Annotated in this window: 18 protein-coding genes; 5 read left to right on the top strand and 13 right to left on the bottom strand. The window is 52.9% G+C overall.

The annotated features are described in order from the left end of the window. Positions 1–189: 189 nt before the first annotated feature. The 13 genes from alaS to AB1I49_RS02860 form a co-directional block, all read right to left on the bottom strand. Positions 190–2,820 carry an alanine--tRNA ligase gene (gene alaS, locus AB1I49_RS02920; protein ID WP_407721335.1) on the bottom strand — a complete coding sequence of 877 codons (2,631 nt, stop codon included), beginning with the start codon at positions 2,818–2,820 and terminating at the stop codon, positions 190–192. Between the two features lie 26 nt (positions 2,821–2,846). After that, positions 2,847–4,070 (bottom strand): peptidase U32 family protein, encoded by a 1,224-nt coding sequence (locus tag AB1I49_RS02915; RefSeq protein ID WP_316610141.1) that lies wholly within the window; start codon positions 4,068–4,070, stop codon positions 2,847–2,849. Continuing rightward, a complete protein-coding gene (mltG, locus tag AB1I49_RS02910; protein WP_407721334.1) occupies positions 4,063–5,391 on the bottom strand; it encodes an endolytic transglycosylase MltG in 1,329 nt (442 codons plus the stop codon). Before mltG ends, AB1I49_RS02915 begins: the two co-directional genes overlap by 8 nt. A gap of 37 nt (positions 5,392–5,428) precedes the next feature. Next, positions 5,429–6,016, bottom strand: coding sequence for a 5-formyltetrahydrofolate cyclo-ligase (locus AB1I49_RS02905; RefSeq protein ID WP_407721333.1), 588 nt, complete (start codon positions 6,014–6,016; stop codon positions 5,429–5,431). Further along, positions 6,007–6,546, bottom strand: coding sequence for a DJ-1 family glyoxalase III (locus AB1I49_RS02900; RefSeq protein ID WP_405318075.1), 540 nt, complete (start codon positions 6,544–6,546; stop codon positions 6,007–6,009). Before AB1I49_RS02900 ends, AB1I49_RS02905 begins: the two co-directional genes overlap by 10 nt. Positions 6,547–6,558: 12 nt before the next feature. Next, positions 6,559–7,368, bottom strand: a complete 810-nt coding sequence (locus tag AB1I49_RS02895; protein WP_407721332.1) for a GNAT family N-acetyltransferase — start codon at positions 7,366–7,368, stop codon at positions 6,559–6,561. Continuing rightward, positions 7,362–8,249, bottom strand: a complete 888-nt coding sequence (locus AB1I49_RS02890) for a DUF2156 domain-containing protein (protein ID WP_316611775.1) — start codon at positions 8,247–8,249, stop codon at positions 7,362–7,364. Before AB1I49_RS02890 ends, AB1I49_RS02895 begins: the two co-directional genes overlap by 7 nt. Continuing rightward, a complete protein-coding gene (locus AB1I49_RS02885) occupies positions 8,243–8,908 on the bottom strand; it encodes a dTMP kinase (RefSeq protein ID WP_316610151.1) in 666 nt (221 codons plus the stop codon). Before AB1I49_RS02885 ends, AB1I49_RS02890 begins: the two co-directional genes overlap by 7 nt. Before the next feature lie 4 nt (positions 8,909–8,912). After that, complete coding sequence (gene thyX, locus AB1I49_RS02880) at positions 8,913–9,716, bottom strand: FAD-dependent thymidylate synthase (protein WP_316610152.1); 804 nt, start codon at positions 9,714–9,716, stop codon at positions 8,913–8,915. A 197-nt stretch (positions 9,717–9,913) separates the two neighbouring features. Continuing rightward, positions 9,914–10,717, bottom strand: coding sequence for an amino acid ABC transporter ATP-binding protein (locus AB1I49_RS02875; protein WP_316611776.1), 804 nt, complete (start codon positions 10,715–10,717; stop codon positions 9,914–9,916). Between the two features lie 12 nt (positions 10,718–10,729). Further along, positions 10,730–11,374 carry an amino acid ABC transporter permease gene (locus AB1I49_RS02870; RefSeq protein ID WP_316611778.1) on the bottom strand — a complete coding sequence of 215 codons (645 nt, stop codon included), beginning with the start codon at positions 11,372–11,374 and terminating at the stop codon, positions 10,730–10,732. Next, on the bottom strand, positions 11,374–12,240 hold the full coding sequence (locus tag AB1I49_RS02865; protein WP_316611779.1) for a transporter substrate-binding domain-containing protein: 867 nt from the start codon (positions 12,238–12,240) through the stop codon (positions 11,374–11,376). Before AB1I49_RS02865 ends, AB1I49_RS02870 begins: the two co-directional genes overlap by 1 nt. Positions 12,241–12,445: 205 nt before the next feature. Beyond that, positions 12,446–17,155 carry an alpha-amylase family glycosyl hydrolase gene (locus AB1I49_RS02860; protein ID WP_407721331.1) on the bottom strand — a complete coding sequence of 1,570 codons (4,710 nt, stop codon included), beginning with the start codon at positions 17,153–17,155 and terminating at the stop codon, positions 12,446–12,448. Between the two features lie 398 nt (positions 17,156–17,553). Here AB1I49_RS02860 and AB1I49_RS02855 point away from each other — a divergent pair, with 398 nt between their 5' ends. The 5 genes from AB1I49_RS02855 (at position 17,554) to AB1I49_RS02835 (ending at position 22,712) form a co-directional block, all read left to right on the top strand. Continuing rightward, complete coding sequence (locus AB1I49_RS02855) at positions 17,554–18,987, top strand: ABC transporter ATP-binding protein (protein ID WP_405317538.1); 1,434 nt, start codon at positions 17,554–17,556, stop codon at positions 18,985–18,987. Further along, positions 18,984–19,775 (top strand): ABC transporter permease, encoded by a 792-nt coding sequence (locus AB1I49_RS02850; protein ID WP_316610548.1) that lies wholly within the window; start codon positions 18,984–18,986, stop codon positions 19,773–19,775. Before AB1I49_RS02855 ends, AB1I49_RS02850 begins: the two co-directional genes overlap by 4 nt. Continuing rightward, positions 19,775–20,575 carry an ABC transporter permease gene (locus AB1I49_RS02845; RefSeq protein ID WP_316610549.1) on the top strand — a complete coding sequence of 267 codons (801 nt, stop codon included), beginning with the start codon at positions 19,775–19,777 and terminating at the stop codon, positions 20,573–20,575. Before AB1I49_RS02850 ends, AB1I49_RS02845 begins: the two co-directional genes overlap by 1 nt. A 53-nt stretch (positions 20,576–20,628) precedes the next feature. Beyond that, entirely contained in the window at positions 20,629–21,696 is a 1,068-nt protein-coding gene (locus AB1I49_RS02840; protein WP_316610550.1) for an ABC transporter substrate-binding protein, read from the top strand. A gap of 98 nt (positions 21,697–21,794) precedes the next feature. Then, entirely contained in the window at positions 21,795–22,712 is a 918-nt protein-coding gene (locus AB1I49_RS02835; protein ID WP_407721329.1) for an alpha/beta hydrolase family protein, read from the top strand.

Genomic DNA, 22,712 nt, shown 5'->3' with positions numbered 1-22,712 from the left:
TCTCCTCCTAAAATTGATCGTTCATCCGAGAATTTTTAAATCTCAGTACAATAATTATACAATAAAAGTTACAAAACTTCAATACTTTTTCAAATTTTTTAACTGGATAAATTCACAATTATCTGTTCTCAGAATTGTAAGTTTTTAACACTAATATGTATGCTAACGCGGAATATTTTATTCCGGGCATTATTTCAGCATGGATAAAACCGTATCTTTAACCACAGCGAGCGCTTCTGTTATCTTGCTCTCGTCCTTGGCTCCCGCCATTGCCATGTCAGGCTTGCCGCCGCCGTTGCCGCCTGCCGCCTGAGCGACCGCTCTGACAATCTTTCCGGCATTCGCGCCCTTTGCGAGCGCGTCCTTGCCGCAGCCCGCAGCAAAGGTGACCTTGCCCTCGTTCGCGGTGGCGATCACGACTACTACCGAGCTCTCCTTATCCTTTGCGCGCGCGCACATATCGCGGAGCAGATCGGCGTTCGCGCCCTTGACAAAGCCTGTGACGATCTTTACGCCGTTGACATCAGCGGCGTTTACGAAGAATTCGTCGAGCTGAGAAGAAGCGAGCTTCGCGTTGAGGTCTGCGATCTCCTTTGCCTGAGACTTGATCAGCTGTTCAGCGCGGCGAGCGCCGTCGATAAGAGCCTTGGGGTTGGACTTGAGAATCTGTGCAGTGCCCATTATCAAGGCGTTGGCGTTGTTGATATAGCGGATAACGCCGTTGCCTGTGAGCGCCTCAATTCTTCTTACGCCCGCCGCAACGGAACCCTCCTGGCGGATCTTGAACAGACCGAGGTTCGCGGTATTCTTTACGTGAGTACCGCCGCAGAACTCTACAGAGAAGTCGCCTGCGCTTACAACGCGGACAACGTCGCCGTATTTCTCGCCGAACAGAGCCATAGCGCCGAGCTTCTTGGCTTCTTCAATAGGCATCTCGCGGGTATTTACCTCGATAGCCTCAAAAATCTTCCTGTTAACAAGCTCCTCGACGTCCATCAGCTCCTTGGCTGTGAGCGCCTCAAAGTGAGTGAAGTCAAAGCGGAGAATAGTGTCGTTTACAAGCTGACCAGCCTGCTGAACGTGGTTGCCGAGCACCTCGCGGAGAGCCGACTGGAGCAGGTGTGCAGCGGTGTGGTTTCGCATGATATCGGCGCGTCTGTCTGAGTCTACCGATGCGGTAACACTCTCGCCTACCGCTACGCCGCCCTCCTTGATAAGGCAGGAGTGGATAAAGATTTTGCCGGAGGCATCCTTTGTGGTGTTATCAACCTCGACCTCAAAGCCTTCGCCGCCGATAACACCGGTGTCACCTACCTGTCCGCCGCTCTCAGCGTAGAACGGAGTGGTGTCGAGAACGAGCGCTACGCTCTCGCCCTCGCCTGCGGTCTCGACGCGCTCGCCGCCCTTGATGATTGCGAGAATCTTTGACTGAGCGGTAAGGTCTGTGTAGCCGACGAAGTTGGTCGCGGGAATATCGGAGAGGTCGGTGGAATCGGAGATCCACGCGTCAGCGCCGGCGTTCTTTCTCGCGTCGCGCGAACGCTTCTTCTGTTCCTTGAGGAGCTCCTGGAAGCGGTTAACGTCGACCTCGATGCCCTGCTCGCCGAGAATCTCGCGGGTCAGGTCGATCGGGAAGCCGTAGGTGTCGTTGAGCTTGAATGCGTCCTCGCCGCTGATCTTCTTGATTTCCTTGTTCTCGATCAGGTTATTGAGCATTCTGAAGCCCTGGTCGATCGTCTTGGCGAAGCTCTCCTCCTCGACGCGGATAACCTTTGTGATGAACTCCTGCTTCTCCTTGAGCTCGGGATAAGCGGTGAGATTTTCCCTGATAACGGTGTCACATACCTTGTAGAGGAAGGGCTCGTGGTAGCCTAAAAGCCTGCCGTGACGCGCAGCGCGTCTGAGCAGACGGCGGAGAACATAGCCCTTGCCCTCGTTGGAAGGCATAACACCGTCGCCGATCATGAATGTGGTGCTGCGGATATGGTCGGTGATAACGCGGAGCGAGATGTCGCTCTTGGCGTCCTTGCCGTACTCAACTCCCGTGATCTCGGAGATGTGTTTCATGATATTCTGAACGGTATCGACAAGGAAGAGGTTGTCAACGCCCTGCATTACGCAGGCGAGACGCTCAAGACCCATGCCCGTATCGATGTTCGGGTGGTCGAGAGGAGTGTAGTTGCCGTTGCCGTCGTTCTCGAACTGGGTAAATACGAGGTTCCAGACCTCAACAAAGCGGTCGCACTCGCAGCCGACGTGACAATCGGGCTTGCCGCAGCCGTGTTCGTCGCCGCGGTCAAAGTAGATTTCGGAGCAGGGACCGCAGGGACCTGAGCCGTGCTCCCAGAAGTTGTCCTCCTTGCCGAGACGAACCATGTGTGAGGGATCTACGCCGACTTCCTTTGTCCAGATGTCGTATGCCTCGTCGTCGTCCTGATAAATGGAAACATAGAGCTTTTCCTCGGGCATTTCGAGCACCTTGGTGAAGAATTCCCACGCCCACGCGGTCGCCTCGCGCTTGAAATAGTCGCCGAAGGAGAAGTTGCCCAGCATCTCAAAGAAGGTGCCGTGACGGGCTGTGATACCTACGCGCTCGATATCGGGCGTGCGGATACACTTCTGGCAGGTGGTAACGCGCTTGCGCGGCGGTGTTACCTCGCCTGTAAAGTACTTCTTCATCGGCGCCATTCCGCTGTTGATAAGCAGAAGGCTGTTGTCGTCCTTGGGAACAAGGGAAAAGCTGGGAAGTCTGAGACATCCCTTTGACTCGAAAAACTCAAGAAATTTTTCTCTGAGCTCGTTTAATCCTGTCCACTGCATTGTTCTGATTACTCCTTTATATGGGTTTACTTATTCAGCTTTAATCTGATAACCGATCCTGTGGGAATCGGATTGTCGGTTTTTATGGTCAGCCGCTCCATCGGGTGCGGCGCGCTTTCGACCTCCTCGCCCGCTTCATTCGTGAGCGAAAGGCACCTGACTAATCGAGGTATACCGTCGGGCGGAAGAATGTCGAGCGTGTCGCCTACGCAGAATTTATTGCGCTGGGTGATAACGGCTGTGTTATCGTTGATATTTTCCTCGCAGACAGCCACCTGATTGTAGTGGCGGATATATCCGCCGCTGTGAACCGCCTGTCCCGGCTCGCCGCCGAGATAGAAGCCCGTGCTGTACTCGCGGTGGCTGATTTTTTCCAGCTCCTCAAGTATCCACGGCTTGAGCGTGTAATCATCGCCCTCGCTCAGATAATCGTCGATGGCGTGACGGTAGGCATTTGTGACTACGGCTGTATAGTAAGCGGATTTCGCTCTGCCCTCGATCTTGAGGCTCGAAACGCCTGCTCTGACAAGCTCGGGAATGTGCTCTATCATGCACATATCGCGCGAATTGTAGAGATAGGTGCCGCTTGAGTCCTCCTCAACAGGAAAGAACTGACCCTCGCGCTTCTCTTCAAAGAGGTGGTACTTCCACCTGCACGGCTGCGCGCAGTCGCCGTGGTTGGCGTCGCGCCCCGTGAGATAGCTCGATATCAGGCACCTGCCCGAGAATGACACGCACATCGCGCCGTGAACGAAGCACTCTATCTCGAGGTCGTCGGGAATGTTTGCGCGGATCTCTGCGATTTCATCAAGCGGGATCTCGCGCGCGAGGACTACACGCGAAGCGCCCATTTTATAGAGCGCGTTGGCGGAGGCGTAGTTCGTCACGCCCGCCTGTGTGGAGATATGAAGCGCAACCTTCGGCGCGTACTGCTTGGCGAGCTCAAGCACGCCGAGGTCGGCGATGATGAACGCGTCAACTCCGCATTCCTGCGCGTAGCTGAGAAACGCCGGCAAGTCCGCAAGCTCTCTGTTGCGCGGCAGCACGTTGCAGGTGACGTAAATCTTCCTGCCCATGCCGTGAGCAAGACGGCAGGCTTCCTTCAGGTCGTCGCTGTCAAAGTTCTTCGGCGCGGAACGCATACCGAACTGCTTTCCCGCGAGATAGACCGCGTCGGCGCCATAACTCAGCGCCGCGCGCAGGCTCTCCATATCGCCCGCGGGAGCTAATAATTCAGGCCGCTTAATCATCTATATTCTCCAGATTCGCCTCGTGCTCGTAAATCGTCGAAGCGTAGTAGGCGTTGCCGTATTTGTCGTGGCAGAAGAAGTAGTAGCTTGTATCGTAGGGCTTGAGCGCCGCCTTGATCGCCTCCATACCCGGGTTGCAGATAGGTCCGGGCGGCAGACCTTCCTTATCGTATGTATCGTAACGGCTCTTGTAGTTCTTTGCGGAATCCGCAGGCAGCTTGTCCTCGCTGCGGTACGGATAGTACTTTGTCGAGTCAAGACCGAGCTTTGAAACACCCATTGACGAATCGGCTGACAGACGGTTGTGCAGGATAGAGGAAACATAGTACATATCCTCTTTATCGGCAGCCTCAGCCTGTACGATTGACGCGATCGTGAGGATCTCGTCGAGGCTGTAGGGAGTTTCGGAAATCTCAAGCATCTTGTTTACGGAGTAGAGCTTGTCGTAGCCGAAGTCCTGCTTCTGGTACAGCCTATTCTCGAAGTTGTTGAGCAGCTTGTAGATTACGCTGCGCGGGTCGTCGTTCTGGTAGAACTCGTATTTATCGGGATAGAGATAACCCTCGAGCTTGAAGTAGCGGTCAGATGAGTTTTTGATGCTCTTGAGGAAGTCGAAGTCATCATCAAACTCGTCGGACGAGCAGAGCTTGAGGAACTCGTCCTTGTCCGCGATCGCCTTCTCCTCAACCAGCTTGTCCGCGATCTCAACGACGCTCATACCCTCGATGATAGTGACTTCAACGGTGTCGGTACGGCGCGAATTGCCCTGAAGATTGGAGATTATCGCCTGATAGTCCATATTTTTCGTCAGCTCGTAGGTACCCTGGGTGAACTGGTCTGACTTGGTGACGGTCGCGTACATCTTGAAGTAATTCGGCTCGCCGATCACTCCGCTCTTCGCGAGAACCTCGGTCACGCTGTCAACCGTCGGATCCTTGGGTATTGTGACGGTGACAGTGTCGGGATTCTTGCGGTTGATCGCGAGCAGGTCATTCATGCCGGTGATGAGGAACATGGCGATAGCACCGCCGACGATGGCGACGGACACAAGCCACGCGATACGGAAAATACGTCTGTTTCTCCTGTTGCGCGCGCGCAGCTCACGCTTCTCCTCCTTCATCTTGCGCTTGAGCGAGCGTCTGGACTCGCGCGCTATCTGATCCTTCACATCTTCGCCGCTGTAGGAGCTGATTTCCTCAGGTTCGTCGCTGTAGCCTGACTCGCCCTCGTCGTCGTAATCGTCCTGAATGCGGAGACGGAAGTTATCCGCCTTGCGGCGGCGCTGTTCCTCCAGCGAATTGATGTTGTTGTCGTTATTCATAATACTCATTCCTTTATCTGCCGCTTTCGCGGAATGTTCAGCCTCCTGTGCGGTTGCTGAATTTTTCGGTCAAAACGATGTCGACCGCACGGTCAAAGGTGCCACGCGGCAGCTCGCCCATGGTGCATTTGCTGTAACAGATACCGACGGTCGTGCCGCCGAAATCCGATAAAAAGCGGTCGTAATAGCCCTTGCCGAAGCCGAGTCTGTAGCCCTGCAGATCAAAGCTGAGCCCGGGTACCAGACACAGCCCGCACGAAAAATCCACCGCCTTTTCGCACCGCTCGGGCACAGGCTCCAAAATGCCGTATTTGCCGGGGCTTAAGTCGTCATATGATTTTATGAAATAAAAATCCATTTCATTCGAGGTTTTGTGGCACTTAGGCACCGCGACACGCTTGCCCTTTTCAAGCGCGTCCGCGATAATCGCCGAGGTGTCGCACTCGATCGGCTGTGAGATGTATGCAAAGAGAACGTCCGCAGCCAAATACTCCTCCAGTGAAACGAACCGCTCAAAAAGCCGTTTGTCCAGCGATTTTTTCAGCTCTGGCGGACACTCCGCGCGGAACCGCTTGAAGCGCGCGCGAAGCTCGTGCTTGCGTTTTCTGACGTTGATCAAAGGCATTGCATTTCCTCGATGACCCTGTCGGCGTCAGCCTTGCCGAGAGCGAGGGCGACGATAGCGTGGCCGAACTCGATCGCACAGCCGGCGCCCTTTGAGGTGATGACGTGCTCGTCGGTTTCGACGTGAGCGCCTGTGCACAGCGCGCCTTTGAGCTCGGACTCAAAGCCCGGGAAACAGGTCGCATTTCTGCCTGCCAAAAAGCCGAGGTTGCCGAGAATCGACGGTGCGGCGCAGATTGCGGCGGTGATCTTCTTGTTTTCGAAGCAATATCTCACGCACTCGAGAACCTGCTCGTTTGAACCGAGATTGATGGTGCCGGGCATTCCGCCGGGAAGCACCACGCCCTCTAGTCCGTCAAATGTGATGTCCGAGAGGTCAACGTCGGGCTTTACGGTCACGCCGTGTGAGCCCGTTACATATACGCCTGTAACGCCTACGGTCTGGACGTTGAGGCGCGCGCGGCGCATTACGTCGAGAGTGGCAAGCGCCTCGGTCTCTTCAAATCCTTCTGCTAAAAACAAATAAAACATAAGCTGCTCCTTTCAGTTGAGCGTTATCCCGATGAACACATCGTCGGGCGGGTTTTCGTTTGTAAGCGGGCGCAGCATTCCGCAGATTTCGCGCTTTGCTCCCGCAAGAAGCGGATTCGCGCCCGTTCCCGTTATTATATATGTATCTGCCTCGATCTTGGAAAGCAGGTTTTTTAATTCTTTTATCTCATTATAAATCGAATAGTAGACGGTTGCCGTCCTTCCCTTCAGCGAATAGATCGCGAAGGCGTTCTCGGAGCGAGCGGTTTTTACTCCGTACACTCCGTAATAGTCAGAGGCGAATTTCACAAAGTCTTTATTCCAAAAAAGAAAATTATTTTTCAGCGACAGCTTTTGCAGCACGTCGGTGTCGGGAGTACCGCAGCCGGGGTTTTGCGTTTCGCCCAAGTCGGCGCGGGTCAGCCTGCGCGTTCTCGCGGTGCACTTTGCGAGATATCCGAGCCTTGAGTAGAAGCGGTACAGCCCCTCGTCGGCAGGAAAAAGAACGGAGAACACGTCTCCCCTGTTTTTTGCGTCGTCGAGCGCGAAGCGAATCAGTCCGCTCATAACACCGCGGTTACGACAGTCGGGGCGGGTCGCTGCTCCGCAGAGGTAATGCGCCTGCCTGCCGTTCAAGGTACAGCCGACAAGATAAACGGCGGCTATAAGCTCTCCGTTTTCCGTCGCCTTGTAGGCGTGGGTAAAGCCCATTGTTCTTTCAAAGAATAATTCTGCAGCTCTTTCATCTTCCTCAAAGCAGGTCAGCCATAGAGCCTTAAGCGCAGGCAGATCGGTCTTGTCGGTTTTTGAGAAGCTCACCATTTCGCCACTCCGTCATATCTGTCGTAGATGATCGCCGGGTGGTAGGACAGCTTTGACTTTCGCAGGCCCTCCAGCCCCAGATCCTCCTCGCGGTTTATATATGTATATGCGGTCAGCCGCTTGGCGAATTCATTGTTTATCACAGCGTAGCTTCCGTCGTAGGCTGTCAGTGCCTTCTCAAAATTCACATCAAAGCACACGGGCGAAATCTCGCTGCCGAGAGTCATCGCTACGGGCTTCCGTTCGACGTAGAGGATAATTCCGCGCATAGCAAACTCAATGAGATTATCCAGAGCCTCGCGGATCACATAATACTCAGCGTAACTCTCGCGGTCAATGCCGTTTTCCTCACACCACAGCTCAACCACTGTCATCGCGTCGCCGATGTTTTCTGGTGCCATGCTTTTGACCTCTGTGTTGCCAAAGGTGCGGAAGAACTTTGAGATGTGGTTGCGCTTGGAGTGGTATTTCTTCCCCGCGAGGTACGCGAGGTCGTCGGAAAAGTAGATATAATCCTGAGTTGTGTCGCTGCGCTCAAAGACAAAGCGTTCGGGGCAGAGCGCTTCAAGCGCGTCGCGCTCCTTTTGGGAGAGGTAGCCGAAGCAGGCTCTCTCGTTTTTCTCCTTTGCGTCCGCGAAAACCGCATCGACAGCGCCCTTCACGTTCTTGCCCGATGGCAGACAATAGCCCCACACCGAGCCGTTGTCGCGGAAATAGGCTTTTATCATGGTGTCGTCATAAAAGGCGACCTTGATATCGTACTCGCGCGACCAGAGGTAGGCGGAAACAAAGTTGTACTCCAGTCCGACCGCATTGGGGTCTGAATAGTATGATTCGTATTCTTTTATTTTTGACTTTTCGAGGTGTTGAAAATTCAGCATAAAATACTCTCAAGCGCCGCTTCAATATCGGCGGCGATTTTTTCAATCGGCTTGATATCGCCGTTTTCGCAGCAGTTAATCAGCTGCCAGCCGCAGTTTTCAACGGCGTACAGCGCGCTTTCGCGGCAGCTCAGAAGAAATCTGAGGTTGCTCTCATGCAAATCCTTCTTGGAGTTGTCGCCGCCGTAGCGCTTTTCCATCAGCTTCTGCGAAACGTCGGGCTCAACGTCGAGGTAGAGCACCGCATCGGGTCGCGGAAGGCCTAATTTATCGTATTCAAAATCCTCCTGCCACCTGATATAGCTCTCGCGTTCGCTTTCGGGCAGCTTTGACATCTGGTAGATGATATTCGAGGTTGCGTAGCGGTCACTGAGGAACACTGTATCCTCCTGATAGCCGCGCTTCCAGTCCTTGAGGAAGCCCGCGATGCGGTCAACCGCGTAAAACGCCGACGCGGCGTAGGCGTTGACGTCCTCGGGATTGCTTCCGAACTCGCCGCCGAGGTACATTTTAACAAGCGAGGAACTGGGGCTGTCATAGTCGGGAAACTCGAGCCTTCTGACGTTCATTCCCCTGCTCTGCAGCTTTTCAAACAGCAGCTTTGTCTGGGTAGCCTTGCCGCTGCCGTCAAGACCCTCTATTACAATAATCTTTCCCATGCTATCACTTTCTTCCGTATTTTTTACGGACCTCCGCGGTTTTTCCGCAGCACATCGCGCCCTCGGGACATGGTCCGAACAGGCAGGACGGGCCGCAGTTTTTGAACAGGTGCGGAGCTACCTCAAGGCAGCGCAGAAGCATCTGCTCGGCAACCTCGCGGATCTCCCACTGTGCGCGGTTGCAGCAGCGGTGCGCGAAGAAGTTATGAAGGCTGCGCGCGTTGAAGGTACATACGATCTTTGTTGTCGAGGCGTTCGGCAGAATGAACCTCGCATCCTCGTTGGCTTTTTTGACGAAGGCGGAATAGCGCTTCTTGTCCGTTTCCCTGAAGTCCACCATGATCTCGGCGTCGGTCCTGCCTGAGTTTTCGCCCGTATAATCGCGGATATATCCTGCGACAAGCGCGTCGCGGATCTCGCGGTACGCCTCGCTCTGCATGGAGATGACCTTCTCGTACGCGGCGAGAGCCTTCTCGTTTTCGGCGATTGCGGGCGGTGTTACAAAGTCAAACTTTGTGCCGTCGACATAGCGCTGTGACTGCTGGCTGTAGGAAGCAATGCGGTGCCGAACAAGCTGGTGTGAACAGGCGCGCGAAATACCCTCGATTCCGAAGGTGAAGGACGCGTGCTCAATCGGGCTGGCGTGACCGAGGTCTGAAAGCATATCAATAAACGCCGCGGTCTTTTCTTCGGTGAGTCCGTCGCGGATATCCTCGATACCCGACGGTGAGTAGCAGAGCTTTGCCGCCATCGCGACGGTCTGCTCGGGATTTGGCGTGTAGTTGAGCAAGGTAACCTTGACAGCCATCTTCATTCCTCCGTATCACATACTTATACTGATTATATCACATAATTATTGATATTATAACATTTTACCTCAGCCTTTTCAATAGGTTGGAAATAAAATTTAGCGGCGCGCGCACTTCCATTATTAGGCAAAAAGCGCCTTTTTCCGCAAAAACAAAAAGAGACAGCGCAAAGCCGTCTCTTTTGATACAAATAAATTTAATCTCCAAACTGATTGAAGCGAGCCAGAAATTCGCGGGTTCTCGCACTTTTCGGATTGTCGATGACCTCCTGCGGAGTGCCCTCTTCCTCAATCAGACCGCCGTCCATGAAGATTATGCGGTCGGCGACGTCGTGGGCAAAGCCGATTTCGTGGGTAACAACGATCATCGTGCTGTCAGAGCTCTTGAGTCCCTTGATTACGTTGAGAACCTCGCCCGTCAGCTCGGGGTCGAGCGCCGAGGTAGGCTCGTCAAAACAGAGAATGTCGGGGTCAAGCGCGAGCGCGCGGGCAATCGCCACACGCTGCTGCTGTCCGCCGCTGAGGTCGCAGGGATATGAGTTGCGCTTCTCGTACAAACCGACCCTTTTGAGCAGGCTTTCCGCCTCCTCGCGTATCGCCTGCTGAGCCTGCTTCATATTTTTCGCTCCCTTGTAGGAGCCGTTTTCGCGGAGCTGCTCCTTCGCCATAAGCGTCGGCGCCAGAGTTATGTTCTCGATGACCTTGTACTGCGGAAACAGATTGAAGTTCTGGAACACCAGTCCGAAGTGCAGGCGCTTGCGGCGGATATCGAGGTCGCTCTTAGCCACCTCTCCGTCACTGTCAAACAGCACCTCGTCCCCTACGGAGATCTTGCCCTTCTGAGGGGTTTCGAGGAAGTTCAGGCAGCGCAGGAGCGTTGTTTTGCCCGAACCCGAGGAGCCGATGATCGCGAGAACCTCTCCCTTGTTGAGAGAGAAGCTGATATCCTTGAGAACCTCGTTCTTGCCGAAGCTCTTGCCGATATTTTCAACCTTAAGCATAGCGACCCCTCCTTAACCCTTGTAGTAGCTGAGCTTTTTCTCGATGAAGGAGAAAAGCAGAGTGAGCGCGCCGTTGAAAATCAGGAAGAACACGCCTGTGTAGAAGAGCGGCCAGATCAAGCCCTGCATTGTGAAGCGCTCGGCTGCCTTGAGCATTTCGGGCACCATGATTACACGCGCAAGCGAGGTGTCCTTGACGAGGGTGATGATCTCGTTGCTCATCGGAGCTACAATGCGCTTTACGACCTGCATGAGAACGATCTTGAAGAAAATCTGGCTTTTCTTCATGCCGAGCACCTGTCCCGCCTCGTACTGTCCCTTCGGGATTGATTCGATGCCGCCGCGGAAAATCTCTGAGAAATACGCCGCGTAGTTGATGACAAAGGCGATGATCGCAGCTGTCATGCGGTCAAAAGAGACTCCCCACACGAGCGAGGGAATATAGAATACGACGAAGAGCTGCAGCATCAGCGGTGTGCCGCGGATAATCCACACAAAGGTCTTGACCAGACCCTTGAGCGGAAGAAATTTTGACATTGACCCGAACGAGATAATAAGTCCGAGCGGAATCGCCATCAGAAGCGTTAAGCCGAAGATGGTACAGTTCTGACCGAAGCCGTTCAGCAGGTCAAGAGTTACGTTTAAAAACTGATCCATTATTCTGCGTTGGCGTTGATCTTGGGAATCTGCTCCTCAAGGTTGTATTTCTTCGCGATCTCCTGGAGCTTGCCGTCGTTATAGAGCTTCACGATAGTGTCGCTGACCTTCCGGCTTGCGTCGCTGCCCTTTCTGAATGCGATGCCGTATACCTCGGGAGAGAAATCCTGACCCTCAACCATCTTGAGGTCTGAGTAGTCAGAACCCGCGCGGAGTGTGCCGATGGTCATAACGTAGTCGATGATAGCAATGTCAGATGTGCCGGACTTTACCTCGAGGAGGCACTTAGCCTGTGAATCCGCGGGAGTGTAGGTCGCTTCCTTGAAGAAGTCCTCGCCCTTTGCAACCTCTTCGCCTGCGGAACCTGCCTCGGCAACGACCTTGGCGCCCTTTACGTCGGCTGCGGTCTTGTACTTGTCAGCGTTCTCAGCCTTTACAACCATTACCTGCTTGTTGGACATATAGGGCAGGGTAATGCTCATATTGGCTTCTCTCTCGGCAGTGATGGTGAGGCCGTTCCAGATGCAGTCGATCGTCTTAGCGTTGAGCTCGATCTCCTTGGAATCCCACTCGATCTCCTGGAACTTGGGCTCTACGCCGAGCTCCTTGCAAACAGCGGTAGCGAAGTCGGTCTCGAAGCCTGTGAGCTTGCCGTCCTCACCGATGTAGTTCATCGGCTCAAAGTATGTGATACCGATTGTCATCTCACCCTTGCCGGAGATGTAATCCCAGTCGCCGTCAGCAGTGGCAGCGGTGGTAGCAGCGGCGTCGGACGCAGCTGAGCTTGTGTCATTTTTTGCGGAACAGCCGACGAGAGCGGCAGCAGCCATCGCACCGGCCATGAGAAATGCAAGTGTCTTTTTCATAATTTTTCCTCCAATAATTTATTTGATTAAAAATCATACCTTAATATTATATAGTAACAATTTATCAAAGTAAAGTGTTTTGGAGAAAATTTTTGAAAAATTTTCATAAACTACTCATTTTTTATTGATATAAACGCCAAAAGCGGCGCCTACCGCCCGGGTAGACGCCGCATATTGGATGCGTTTTGTTCAGTTATTCAAATGATTACCAGGTGCCGACATTATGCTTGCCGTTGCTCTCACCTGCGTCAAAGTAATTTGTGCTCTGGCTGTTGGTGTTGATATCAACAGTCTGCTTGCTTCCGTTCTGGAAGATGACCATGTTGTAAATTGAGGGAATGTCGATGACGTAAACAGACTGACCGTAGCCATTGTCCTGCTGCTCAACATTCATTGTGGGAGCGCTGTTCCACTCAACAGGGGTGTTGCCCTCTGCCCAGTAATACGCTCTCATGGTGCCGCCCCAATTACAGGAGAATTTGACGGTATAGGTGTCAGAACCGCCGCCACCGCTGATATCGGTACCCCAGGGAAGTGCGTTGTAGAGGGTCTTGCCGTCCTTTTCGGTGGTGTAGCTGCTGTTTACGAACCAGCCTTCCGCTGAGAAATCGGTTACGTCGGTTGTCTGGGGACCGTTTTCGCCTGCGGTGAATACGATGCCTGCAGCGCCTTCGGGAATGGTTGCGGAGTAGTTGTGTACGCCGGGATCATAGCCGTTTTCGCCGATGTCATTCATCTGGATTCCCGGCCACTCGGAGGAGGAAGCGCCGTCTGTCCAATAGTGTACATATACGCTTGACCAGCCGAGGTTGTTTGTGAACTTCACGGTGAAATCATCAGGAACCGGATCTGTCGGAGGCTCTGTGGGAGGCTCTGTTGTAGGAGCCGTGGTAGGAGCCTGAGTTGTAGGAGCCGTGGTAGGAGCCTGAGTGGTAGGAGCCTGAGTTGTAGGAGCCTGAGTTGTAGGAGCCTGAGTTGTAGGAGCCTGTGTGGGCGCCTGTGTTGTAGGAGCCTGTGTTGTGGGAGCCGCTGTTGTGGGCTGCACATCGTCGGGCTTCTGCTGCTTGGTGTTGTCAAAGGTACCTGCGTATACAGCTGTCGCGGTATCGGAAGGCAGGTAGCTGATATCGGAGCGTACGATCTTGGAATCGTTAATAAAGTAGTACTGCGGATTGGAGTCATCCTTGAGCTGCAGATACTCTACGTCAAGATTTACGGTTGTCTCCCCTGTCATGCCCCTTACGGGATTGAAGGTTACGGATACGAACGGAACTCTTCCGCCGGTTTCGCCGGAAAGGTCAAAGCCATCAAGGTCAGCTCCGTTGCACTTGATTCCGCCGCCGGGCATAGTGTCAACGTCGATATTATTGACACTTGACTCGCCATTGGTCGCGCGGAAAATAAGATATTTCTTACCGTTTCTGTTAACACCGTCTGTATTGTCAAAGGTGAGGTACTTCTTGTCATACGACATTGTCCACTGACCGTTGATCATAGTAGCGTCCTTAATATTGATCCAGTACGTAACGGTAATCTGGTTCGCGACAGGGTCAAATGTGGTTGTCGCCTGCGGGAAAATGTTTGATGTTGCCTTTACACTGAGGCTGCCGGGGTAAGGAGCAGCCGTTGTGGGAGCCTCTGTGGGCTGGGGAGTAGTAACATCAGGTGTCTGCTGCTTGCTGTTATCAAATGTACCTGCGTATACAGCTGTCGCGGTATCGGAAGGCAGATAATTGATGTCGGGGCGTACGATCTTGGAGTCGTTGATAAAGTAGAACTGCTTGCCCTGATCATCTCCGAGCTGCATGACAATAACGTCAAGATTTACGGTAGTGCTGCCCTCAGCGCCCTCTACGGGATTGAAGGTAACGGTTACAAACGGTACTCTTCCGCCGTCTTCTGTAGTGAGGTCATAGCCGGAGAGGTCGGAAGCGTTGCCAAGGATACCGCCGTTGGGCATTGACTCGGGCTCAAAGTTGATAACGGGAGAATTGCCGTCGTCGGTTGCGGGGAATACCGCCGGAACCTTTTTGTTGTTTTTGCCGGTCTTGAAATTCACACCATCGGACATGTCGACTGTCAGATAATTCTTATCATAGGAGAGCGCCCACTGAGCGTTAACCATGGGGTACTCCTTGATATTAATCCAATAGGTAACGGTAATCTGGTTTGCGATGGGATCGAATTTTGTTGTCGCCTGCGGGAAGATATTGGACTTTGCCGTTACCGTCAGCGACTTGCCGGTCGTCGCAGGCTCAGTAGGGTTTGCCGTTGTAGGCTGTGTGGGTCTGGGAACTGCGTAGGGTTCGCCAACCTTAGCGTGCTTTTCATACTTAGCTATGTAGAGCTGAATGTAGGTAGCGTCGGTGATATTGACTTCGTTGTTGCCGTCAACATCAGCCATAAGAAGATCAAGTCCGGTGAGCTTTCTCGAGTTCGCGACATGAAGCTGTACGAAAGAAACGTCCTTGATGTCAATGACGCCGTCGCCTGTTACGTCGCCGTAATATCTGATGATCTCGGGCTCAGGCTCGGTTGTGGGAGCCTGGGTTGTAGGAGCCTGAGTGGGCTTCGCTGTTGTAGGAGCCTGAGTGGGCTTCGCTGTTGTGGGAGCCGCAGTTGTAGGAGGCTGTGTTGTTGTGGGCGGCTGGGTTGTTGTAGGAGGCTGTGTTGTTGTGGGCGGCTGGGTTGTTGTGGGAGGCTGTGTGGTTGTGGGAGCCTGGGTTGTGGGAGCCGCAGTTGTAGCCTCATATCCCTTTGTTACTACCGTAGCGGGAATGTCAACGCTTGAAGGCTTCCTGGTGGAAGTGGTCATTGAGTTACCGTTTGTTACGGCATATTCCCATGACTGACCGTTTACCTTCGGCTTCTTGCTCTGGGCAGTACCGTCCGCGGGATACTGAACAGTCTGGTTTGTGGAGGTAGAAATACCGTTGATGATGAAGTATGCGTTGCTGGATTTTGTGAGGTCAAAGTTGCTGACCTGACCGTTGAGGTAGCTGGTGGTGGGAACCTCATAGTACCACATCTTCTGGGTCTCATCATAGGTCATACCATCGCCGGGCCATGCAACAGCGTTGACGTAGGTCTTGCCCTTTTCGGTGTCCTCATCGTAGATATATACGTTGAAGGGAGCCTTCCAAGTGGTTTTCTTGGCCGCGTTCAGCCAGATGTAAATACCCGAGCCTGTATCCTGTTCCTTCTTGTACTTGTATACGTTGGTCTCGGTCACGCCGTTCTTGTCTGTAGCCTTGAGGGTGAGAGTGATTGTGTCGCCGTAGTTATAGTCGGAACCGATCTTGATAGCGGTGCCGTTTGCAAAACTTACGGGGCTGGAATCGTCGAGGCAGTAGGTAGCGCTTACAGCGTTCTCGTAGGCGAGCTTAACGGTGATGGTCTCGCCCTTGAAGGTGCAGCTTTCAACGGAGCTTGTTGCCTTCGGAGTGGTCTGACCCTGGTAAACTACCGCTACGCCTGTGGAACCGATTGAACCGGAAACGGTGCCGTTCGAAACGGTGAAGGTGTTACCGGAAACCATATCGGTGTAGGTGCCGTTAGCCATACCGGTGTTTGCAACGCTGACGGTGGTAGAGGTGCCGCTTACGTTGGAGAGAACGATACCCTTGCCGCCTCTCTGTACATAAGCGATGCTGCCCGAGGATCCGAGCTTCTCGCTCTGGCCTACAAAGAGGTTGTGGAACTTGTTGACCTCGGCAACCGCTGAGCTCTTGTAGGAAGCGTCGGTTGAAGCTTCGCCCATGTGAGCGGTGCCGGGACGCGCGAAGAACAGAGCTGTAGCGTCTTTTCTCGCCGCAACGATCGCCCAAGCCTTGGCGATGGTCTCGTCGGAAACGCCTGAGGTGTTGCTCAGACCGCCTGAACCGGAGTTGCCCTCGTAGGTATCGTGGGACTCTGCCCAGAGAACTACCTTGGAAGCCGCAACACCTGCCTTGTACTGGCTGCTTGCCGCTGAGCCCGCGTTCTTGTTGTTAACGGCCGCCAGACAAGCGTCGCCTGTCTTGTTGTCGGTAACGTTGATGTAGGGGGTGTAGTTGCCGAAGTTTCTGCCTGTACCGCAGGTGTTAAGAATCTCGCCGTAGATAAAGAGGCTCTTGCCGGGATTCTTCTGCGAGTAGTAGGTCTTTGCGCCGTTCGCAACAACCGGCCAGTACTGTGAACCGTAGCTGCCGTCGTTGGGAGTCTCGATGTGCTTTGCAGCGTCGAAACGGAAGCCGTCTACGCCGCAGTCGATGCACTCCTTGAGCAGGTTAAGAGCAGCCTGCTGTACGTTGGAGTTGCCTGTGTTGAGGTCAGGGCAGTTGGAAACGTGACCCTGAACGGTCTTCTGGATTGAGCTGTCGTCCGCATTGAAGTTGTTTGAGCGGAAGTAAGAGGACTTGTTGTTGTAGAAATCGGGCTGATAGGTTGCAACCTGATCGCTGAGCGAGTTTGCGCCCGCCTGCTCTGAAAGGTTACCGAAGTGGTTTGATACGATATCGCAGATAATCTTGATGCCGTACTTGTCCGCTTCGGAGCAGAGAGCGGTCAGCTCAGCCTTTGTGCCGAGCCATGACTTCTGCGCGATCTGCATGCTGACGGGCTGGTAGAGCTTCCACCACTGACCCGCAACGTCGGTAGACGCGCTGAAATCCTTGGGCTGCTGCACAGGTGAAGTCTGTACAGTGGAATAACCCGCGGCTGCGATTGCAGGCAGATTTTCCTTGATTGAGTTGTAAGACCAGTTGAACGCGTGCAGGATTACGCCGTCCTGAACGTTTTCCTGTATCGCGGTGTCCGCGGAGACCTCTGTATCGGCGGGAACTGTCGCCGCGTAGGAGGAAAAGGTAAACGCCAAAGAGGACGTAAGCACTGTCGCAGCCGCAACTACGCTTACGAGCTTTCTGAACATTTTCATCCAAAAATCATCCTTTCATAAAAGTTCATTTTTATTATATCAAATCAATAATCAAAAGTATATGGTTTTTATTACAAATAAATAACAAATATTTTGTTGAAATTTTATTTAATTCATTTTGTTATGCGAAATGATAAAAATTTTTAGCGCATTTGTCCTTTTAATTCCTTTTGACTTTCATGTATTTTTACCACTATTTTATCAATACGCCTTAATTACTGCAACTTCGCGCAAGCTGACTGTTTTAAATTGTATTATTTACAATTCATTATCTTTTCTTTGGTGCTTTTAACGGTGCTAAATCCTTGACATTTCGGGGCTATTCGAATATAATCTAAAATGGTTTTGTAGGCGAATATGCCCAAGCCTGAATACAATTACAGAACAGGGGTGCATAAATGGAACAGACATCTAAAAAGGTGATCGTATCCTTAAAGGATATTTTCGTCAGATTCGACGGAGAGGTAATTCTCAACCACATCAACCTTGATATTCATGAAAAGGAATTTGTGACGATTCTCGGCCCGAGCGGCTGCGGAAAAACCACTACGCTGCGCATTATCGGCGGTTTTGTCGAGCCCGAAAGCGGCGACGTGATTTTTGACGGCAACAGGATCAACGGCCTGCCGCCGCACAAGAGAAACGTCAACACTGTCTTTCAGAAATATTCGCTGTTCCCGCATTTGAATGTATATGACAACGTTGCCTTCGGCCTCAAGCTCAAGAAGCTGCCGAAGAATGAGATAAAACAGAAGGTCACAAAGATGCTCGCCGTCGTAGACCTCAAGGGCTACGAGAAGCGTCCCGTGCAGAAGCTTTCGGGCGGTCAGCAGCAGCGTGTCGCGATCGCGCGCGCCCTCGTCTGTGACCCTGACATCATTCTCCTTGACGAGCCTCTCGGAGCGCTCGACCTCAAGCTGCGCAAGGATATGCAGCTCGAGCTCAAGGAGATCCATAAGAACACCCAGAAAACCTTCATCTACGTCACCCACGACCAGGAAGAGGCGCTCACCATGAGCGACCGCGTTGTAGTCATGAACAACGGCGTAATCGAACAGACAGGCACTCCCGAGGATATCTACAACGAGCCTGTCAACGCCTTCGTCGCAGACTTCATCGGCGAAGCGAATATCCTCAACGGCATCATGATTGACGACTGCCGAATCCGAATCCTCGGCAAGGAGCTCGAGTGCGTCGACAAGGGCTTCGGCAAGAACACTCCCGTTGATGTGGTTATCCGCCCCGAGGATATCATCATCACACCTCCTGATAAGGGTCAGCTGACGGGCGTCGTCGAGAAGGTCACCTTCAAGGGCGTTCACTACGAGATGAGCATCCGCTGCGGCAGGTGCGAGATTCTCGTTCACTCCACAAGAAGCGCCGAAGTCGGCACAACCGTCGGCATGAGCATCGTACCGTTCAATATCCAGATCATGAACAAGCTCCTGCCCTTCTATGATAATATAATAGAAACCACCGTCAGCTACGGCAGCAAGGAAGAAAAGTACTTCGAGTTTGAGCTCGAGAAGGAAACCATCAAGGTCTACGGTCACTTCTTCCCCGAGGGAACAAGAGTCAGAATCACTCTTCCGCCCTCAGCGCTTTCCCTCGCGGGCGACGGCACGGGCGATTTGCAGGACGTTTACATCGAGTCTGTCGTCTACAAGGGCGAGCATAACGAGATCATTCTCGAGTCCGACGAGCGCAAATGGCTCATGCTCAGCGATACCGACGAACAGGTCGCGACATATGTGCCGCTCAGCTTTGACTTTACAAAGGCTCAGTTCGAGGTGCTTGACCCCGAACCGCAAAACGGGGAGGGTGAGAAATGAAATCAAAGCTCCTCTCGGTTCCCTACCTCGTCTGGATGCTCGTCTTTACGATGATTCCTCTGGTGATGATAGGAATAACCGCCTTTACCGACAACAGCGGCAGCTTTTCGCTCGACGCGTTCAGCTCGGCGTTTGAGTACACCAACGTCTTTCTCAAGTCGCTGTGGATCGCGCTGCTCTCGACGATACTCTGCCTGATCATCGCGTACCCTCTGGCGTATATGATCACCCAGATGCGCGAGTCGACCCAGAACACTGTCATCATGCTGCTGATGATCCCGATGTGGATGAACTTTCTGCTCAGGATCTACGCCTGGGTCCTGCTGCTTCAGAGCGGCGGCCCTCTCGATACCCTGCTCTCGGCAATCGGTATCCACGGCTCCTACAGCAACAACACCGCGGCGGTCATCGTCGGAATGGTCTACGAGTACATGCCCTTCATGCTGCTGCCGATTTACACCGTTATGGGCAAGATCGACAAGGGTTTGATCGAGGCGGCTCAGGATCTGGGCTCAAACAAGATGATGGTTTTCCGCAAGGTCGTTTTTCCGCTCAGTATCCCGGGCATCATCTCGGGCATCACGATGGTTTTCGTGCCCAGCGCAAGTACCTTCGTCGTGGCTCAGTACCTCGGCGGCACCGACGACATCATGATCGGTGATATCATAGACAAGATTTTCTTCACAAACAACCACATCGGCGCGGCGATCTCGCTCGTTCTGATGATATTCATTCTCGTGTTCCTCGTACTGATGAACCTGTTCGGCGATGAGGAGGCGATTGCGTAATGAAAAACAAAGGTATTCTCACCAAGGTCTACATAGCGCTGATAATGGTGTTCATGTACGCGCCTATCGCGGTGCTTATCTTCTATTCGTTCAACAAGAGCCGTTCGGCTGCATGGGGCGGATTCACCTTCGACTGGTATATCCAGCTCTTCAAGAGCAGCTCAATCATGAACGCGCTCACAAATACGCTGCTGGTAGCGGTGCTCGCTTCGTTCTTTGCGACGATTCTCGGCACGTCTGCGGCAATCGGCATAAGCAACCTTAAGGGCAAAACGCGCATGCTCGTGCAGAACGCGTCCAATATCCCGATCATCAGCCCTGATATCGTAATGGGCGTATCGCTGATGCTGCTCTTTACCTTCCTCGGCGTGATCTTCAACTTCGAGATGGGCTTCACAACGGTTCTGCTCTCGCATATCTGCTTCTGCGTACCGTTCGTTGTGCTCAACGTCATGCCGCGAATCCGACGCATGGACTCAAGTCTGTACGATGCGGCTCTCGATTTGGGCTGTACACCGTTCCAGGCGTTCCGCAAGGTCGTCATTCACGAGTTGATGCCCGGTATCTTCTCGGGCGCGCTGATAAGCTTTACATATTCGCTCGACGACTTTGTTATCACTCACTTCACACAGGGCGCGAGGTTCCAGAACCTCAGTACCGAAATCTACGGCATGCTTCGCCGCAAGATTCCGCCCACGATCAACGCGCTCTCTACCCTGCTGTTCCTCGTGATCATCATTATCATGGTGCTTATCAATATCCGCGACCGCAGGGCTGAAAAGAAAAAAATGAGTCTGTAAAATCTGTTATCCCGTCACAAGGTGACTAATAATATTTTTTGGAGGATTGGGAAATGAAAAAAATCTTAGCCATCGCTCTCTGCGTTGTAATGCTCGGCTCCTTCGCGACAATGTTCGCAGGCTGCGGCAAGACCGACGCGGGAGAAGTAAACGTGTACAACTGGGGCGAGTATATCGCTGAGGGTCAGGACGGTCTGATGAACGTTATCGAGGAATTCGAGAAGGAAACGGGCATCAAGGTCAACTACACCACCTACGAGACCAACGAGGACCTCTACAATATGCTCAAGAACAGCAACGTAAGCTACGACGTTATTGTTCCCTCGGAATACATGATTTCTAAGATGATTAAGGAAGGCATGCTGCTCGAGCTCAACTACGACAACATTCCGAACTACAAGTATATCAACGACCGCTTCAAGGGCCTTGACTGCGACCCCGACAACAAGTACACCGTTATTTATCAGTGGGGCGTTACAGCTCTTGTTTACGACAAGACAAAGGTCGAGAACACTCCCAAGAACTGGGACGCTCTCTGGGACGAGGATCTCAAGGGCGATATTCTGATGTTCAACAACAGCCGTGACGCTATGGCTATCGCCATGCAGACTCTCGGCATCGACCCCTCCAACTGCACCAAGGAGGATATCGACAAGGCAAGCGAGAAGCTCCGCGAGCAGAAGCCCCTGCTCAAGAAGTACGTAATGGATCAGGTATTCACCGAGATGGAGACCTCTCAGTCCGCGATCGCTCCCTACTACGCCGGCGATATCGCTGCTATGATGGACGAGAACGAGGATCTCGACTACTGCCTGCCCGATTACGGCTCAAACCTGTTCTATGACGCTATGTGCATTCCCACCTGCAGCAAGAACAAGGAGAACGCCGAGAAGTTCATCAACTTCATGCAGAAGCCCGAAATCGCCGCCGAGAACTGCAAGTACCTCCGTTACGGCTGCGCTAACGACGAGGCTGTAAAGTTGCTCGACGATGAAATCAAGAACAACGAGCTGACTCTCCCGAGCGACGAGTATCTCGACAAGTGCTACGTATTCGGCAACCTCGACCCCGAGGTATACGAGTACATGCAGGAGCAGTTCGTAAAGATCCAGGCTGAATAATCCAAATGCACAAAAAAGACCCGACGAAAATCGGGTCTCTTTTTTTATTTGATATTTTGAATTGAATACGATATAATATAATAAAAAGGAGGCGTGCTATGAAACTGAAATACAGAATAGCAGCAATATTAGCGGCAGCGGTTACGGCTTTATCGCTTACGTCATGCGGCAGTCCTCAGCAAAGCTCGCAGCAGACAACCGCGGCTCAGACAACGGAACCGTCAACTGCACCTGCTGCTGTTGTTGACAAATATAAAACCTACGACTATGAAGTGCGCGAAATCTGGTGTGAGAACGACGGACAGAAAATCTACGGTCAGGCGTTCGTACCAAAAACAGACGGCAGATCTCCGCTTATCATCACCTCCCACGGTCTGGGCGCCAACCACGAATCGGGCGCGTCATACGCCAAAAAATACGCTTCCAAGGGCTTCGCGGTATACACCTTCGACTTCCGCGGCGGCAGCAATAAGAACAACGAGAACAAAAGCGACGGCTCGTCACTCGATATGTCGGTCATGACAGAGGTGTCGGATATCGACGTGATTCTTGCCGCAGCAAAAACATGGGACTTTGTCGACACGGACAGAATCTTCCTCCAGGGCGGCAGTCAGGGCGGTCTTGTCACGGCTATCTCGGGAATGCGGCATCAGGACGAGGTCGCGGGTCTGATTCTCCTCTACCCCGCCTTCGGAATGGTGGACTTCGCGAAATATCTGTACAGCGAGGATATGCAGGAAGAAACCGACATCAGCGGTATCACCGTCGGCAAAAAGTTCTTTGAGGATATCAAGGACTACGACGTGCGCGAGGAGATTTCCGATTTCACAAAGCCCGTGCTGATTTTACAGGGCAGCGAGGACAACATTGTCCTGCCGTCCGTCACAAAGGAAGCAAGCGAGCTGTACCCCGACTCGGAGTACCACATAATCGACGGCGCGGGTCACGGATTCTCGGGAGAATACCACGACGAAGCGACAGAATACGCGCTTGACTTCCTGTACCGTCACATCTGA

This window comes from Ruminococcus sp. NATIVEDY160, assembly GCF_045819885.1.
Classification (GTDB): Bacteria; Bacillota; Clostridia; order Oscillospirales; family Acutalibacteraceae; genus Ruminococcoides.
The sequence above is the reverse complement of the archived record's forward strand: the minus strand, read 5'-3'. Positions and strand labels throughout refer to the sequence as shown.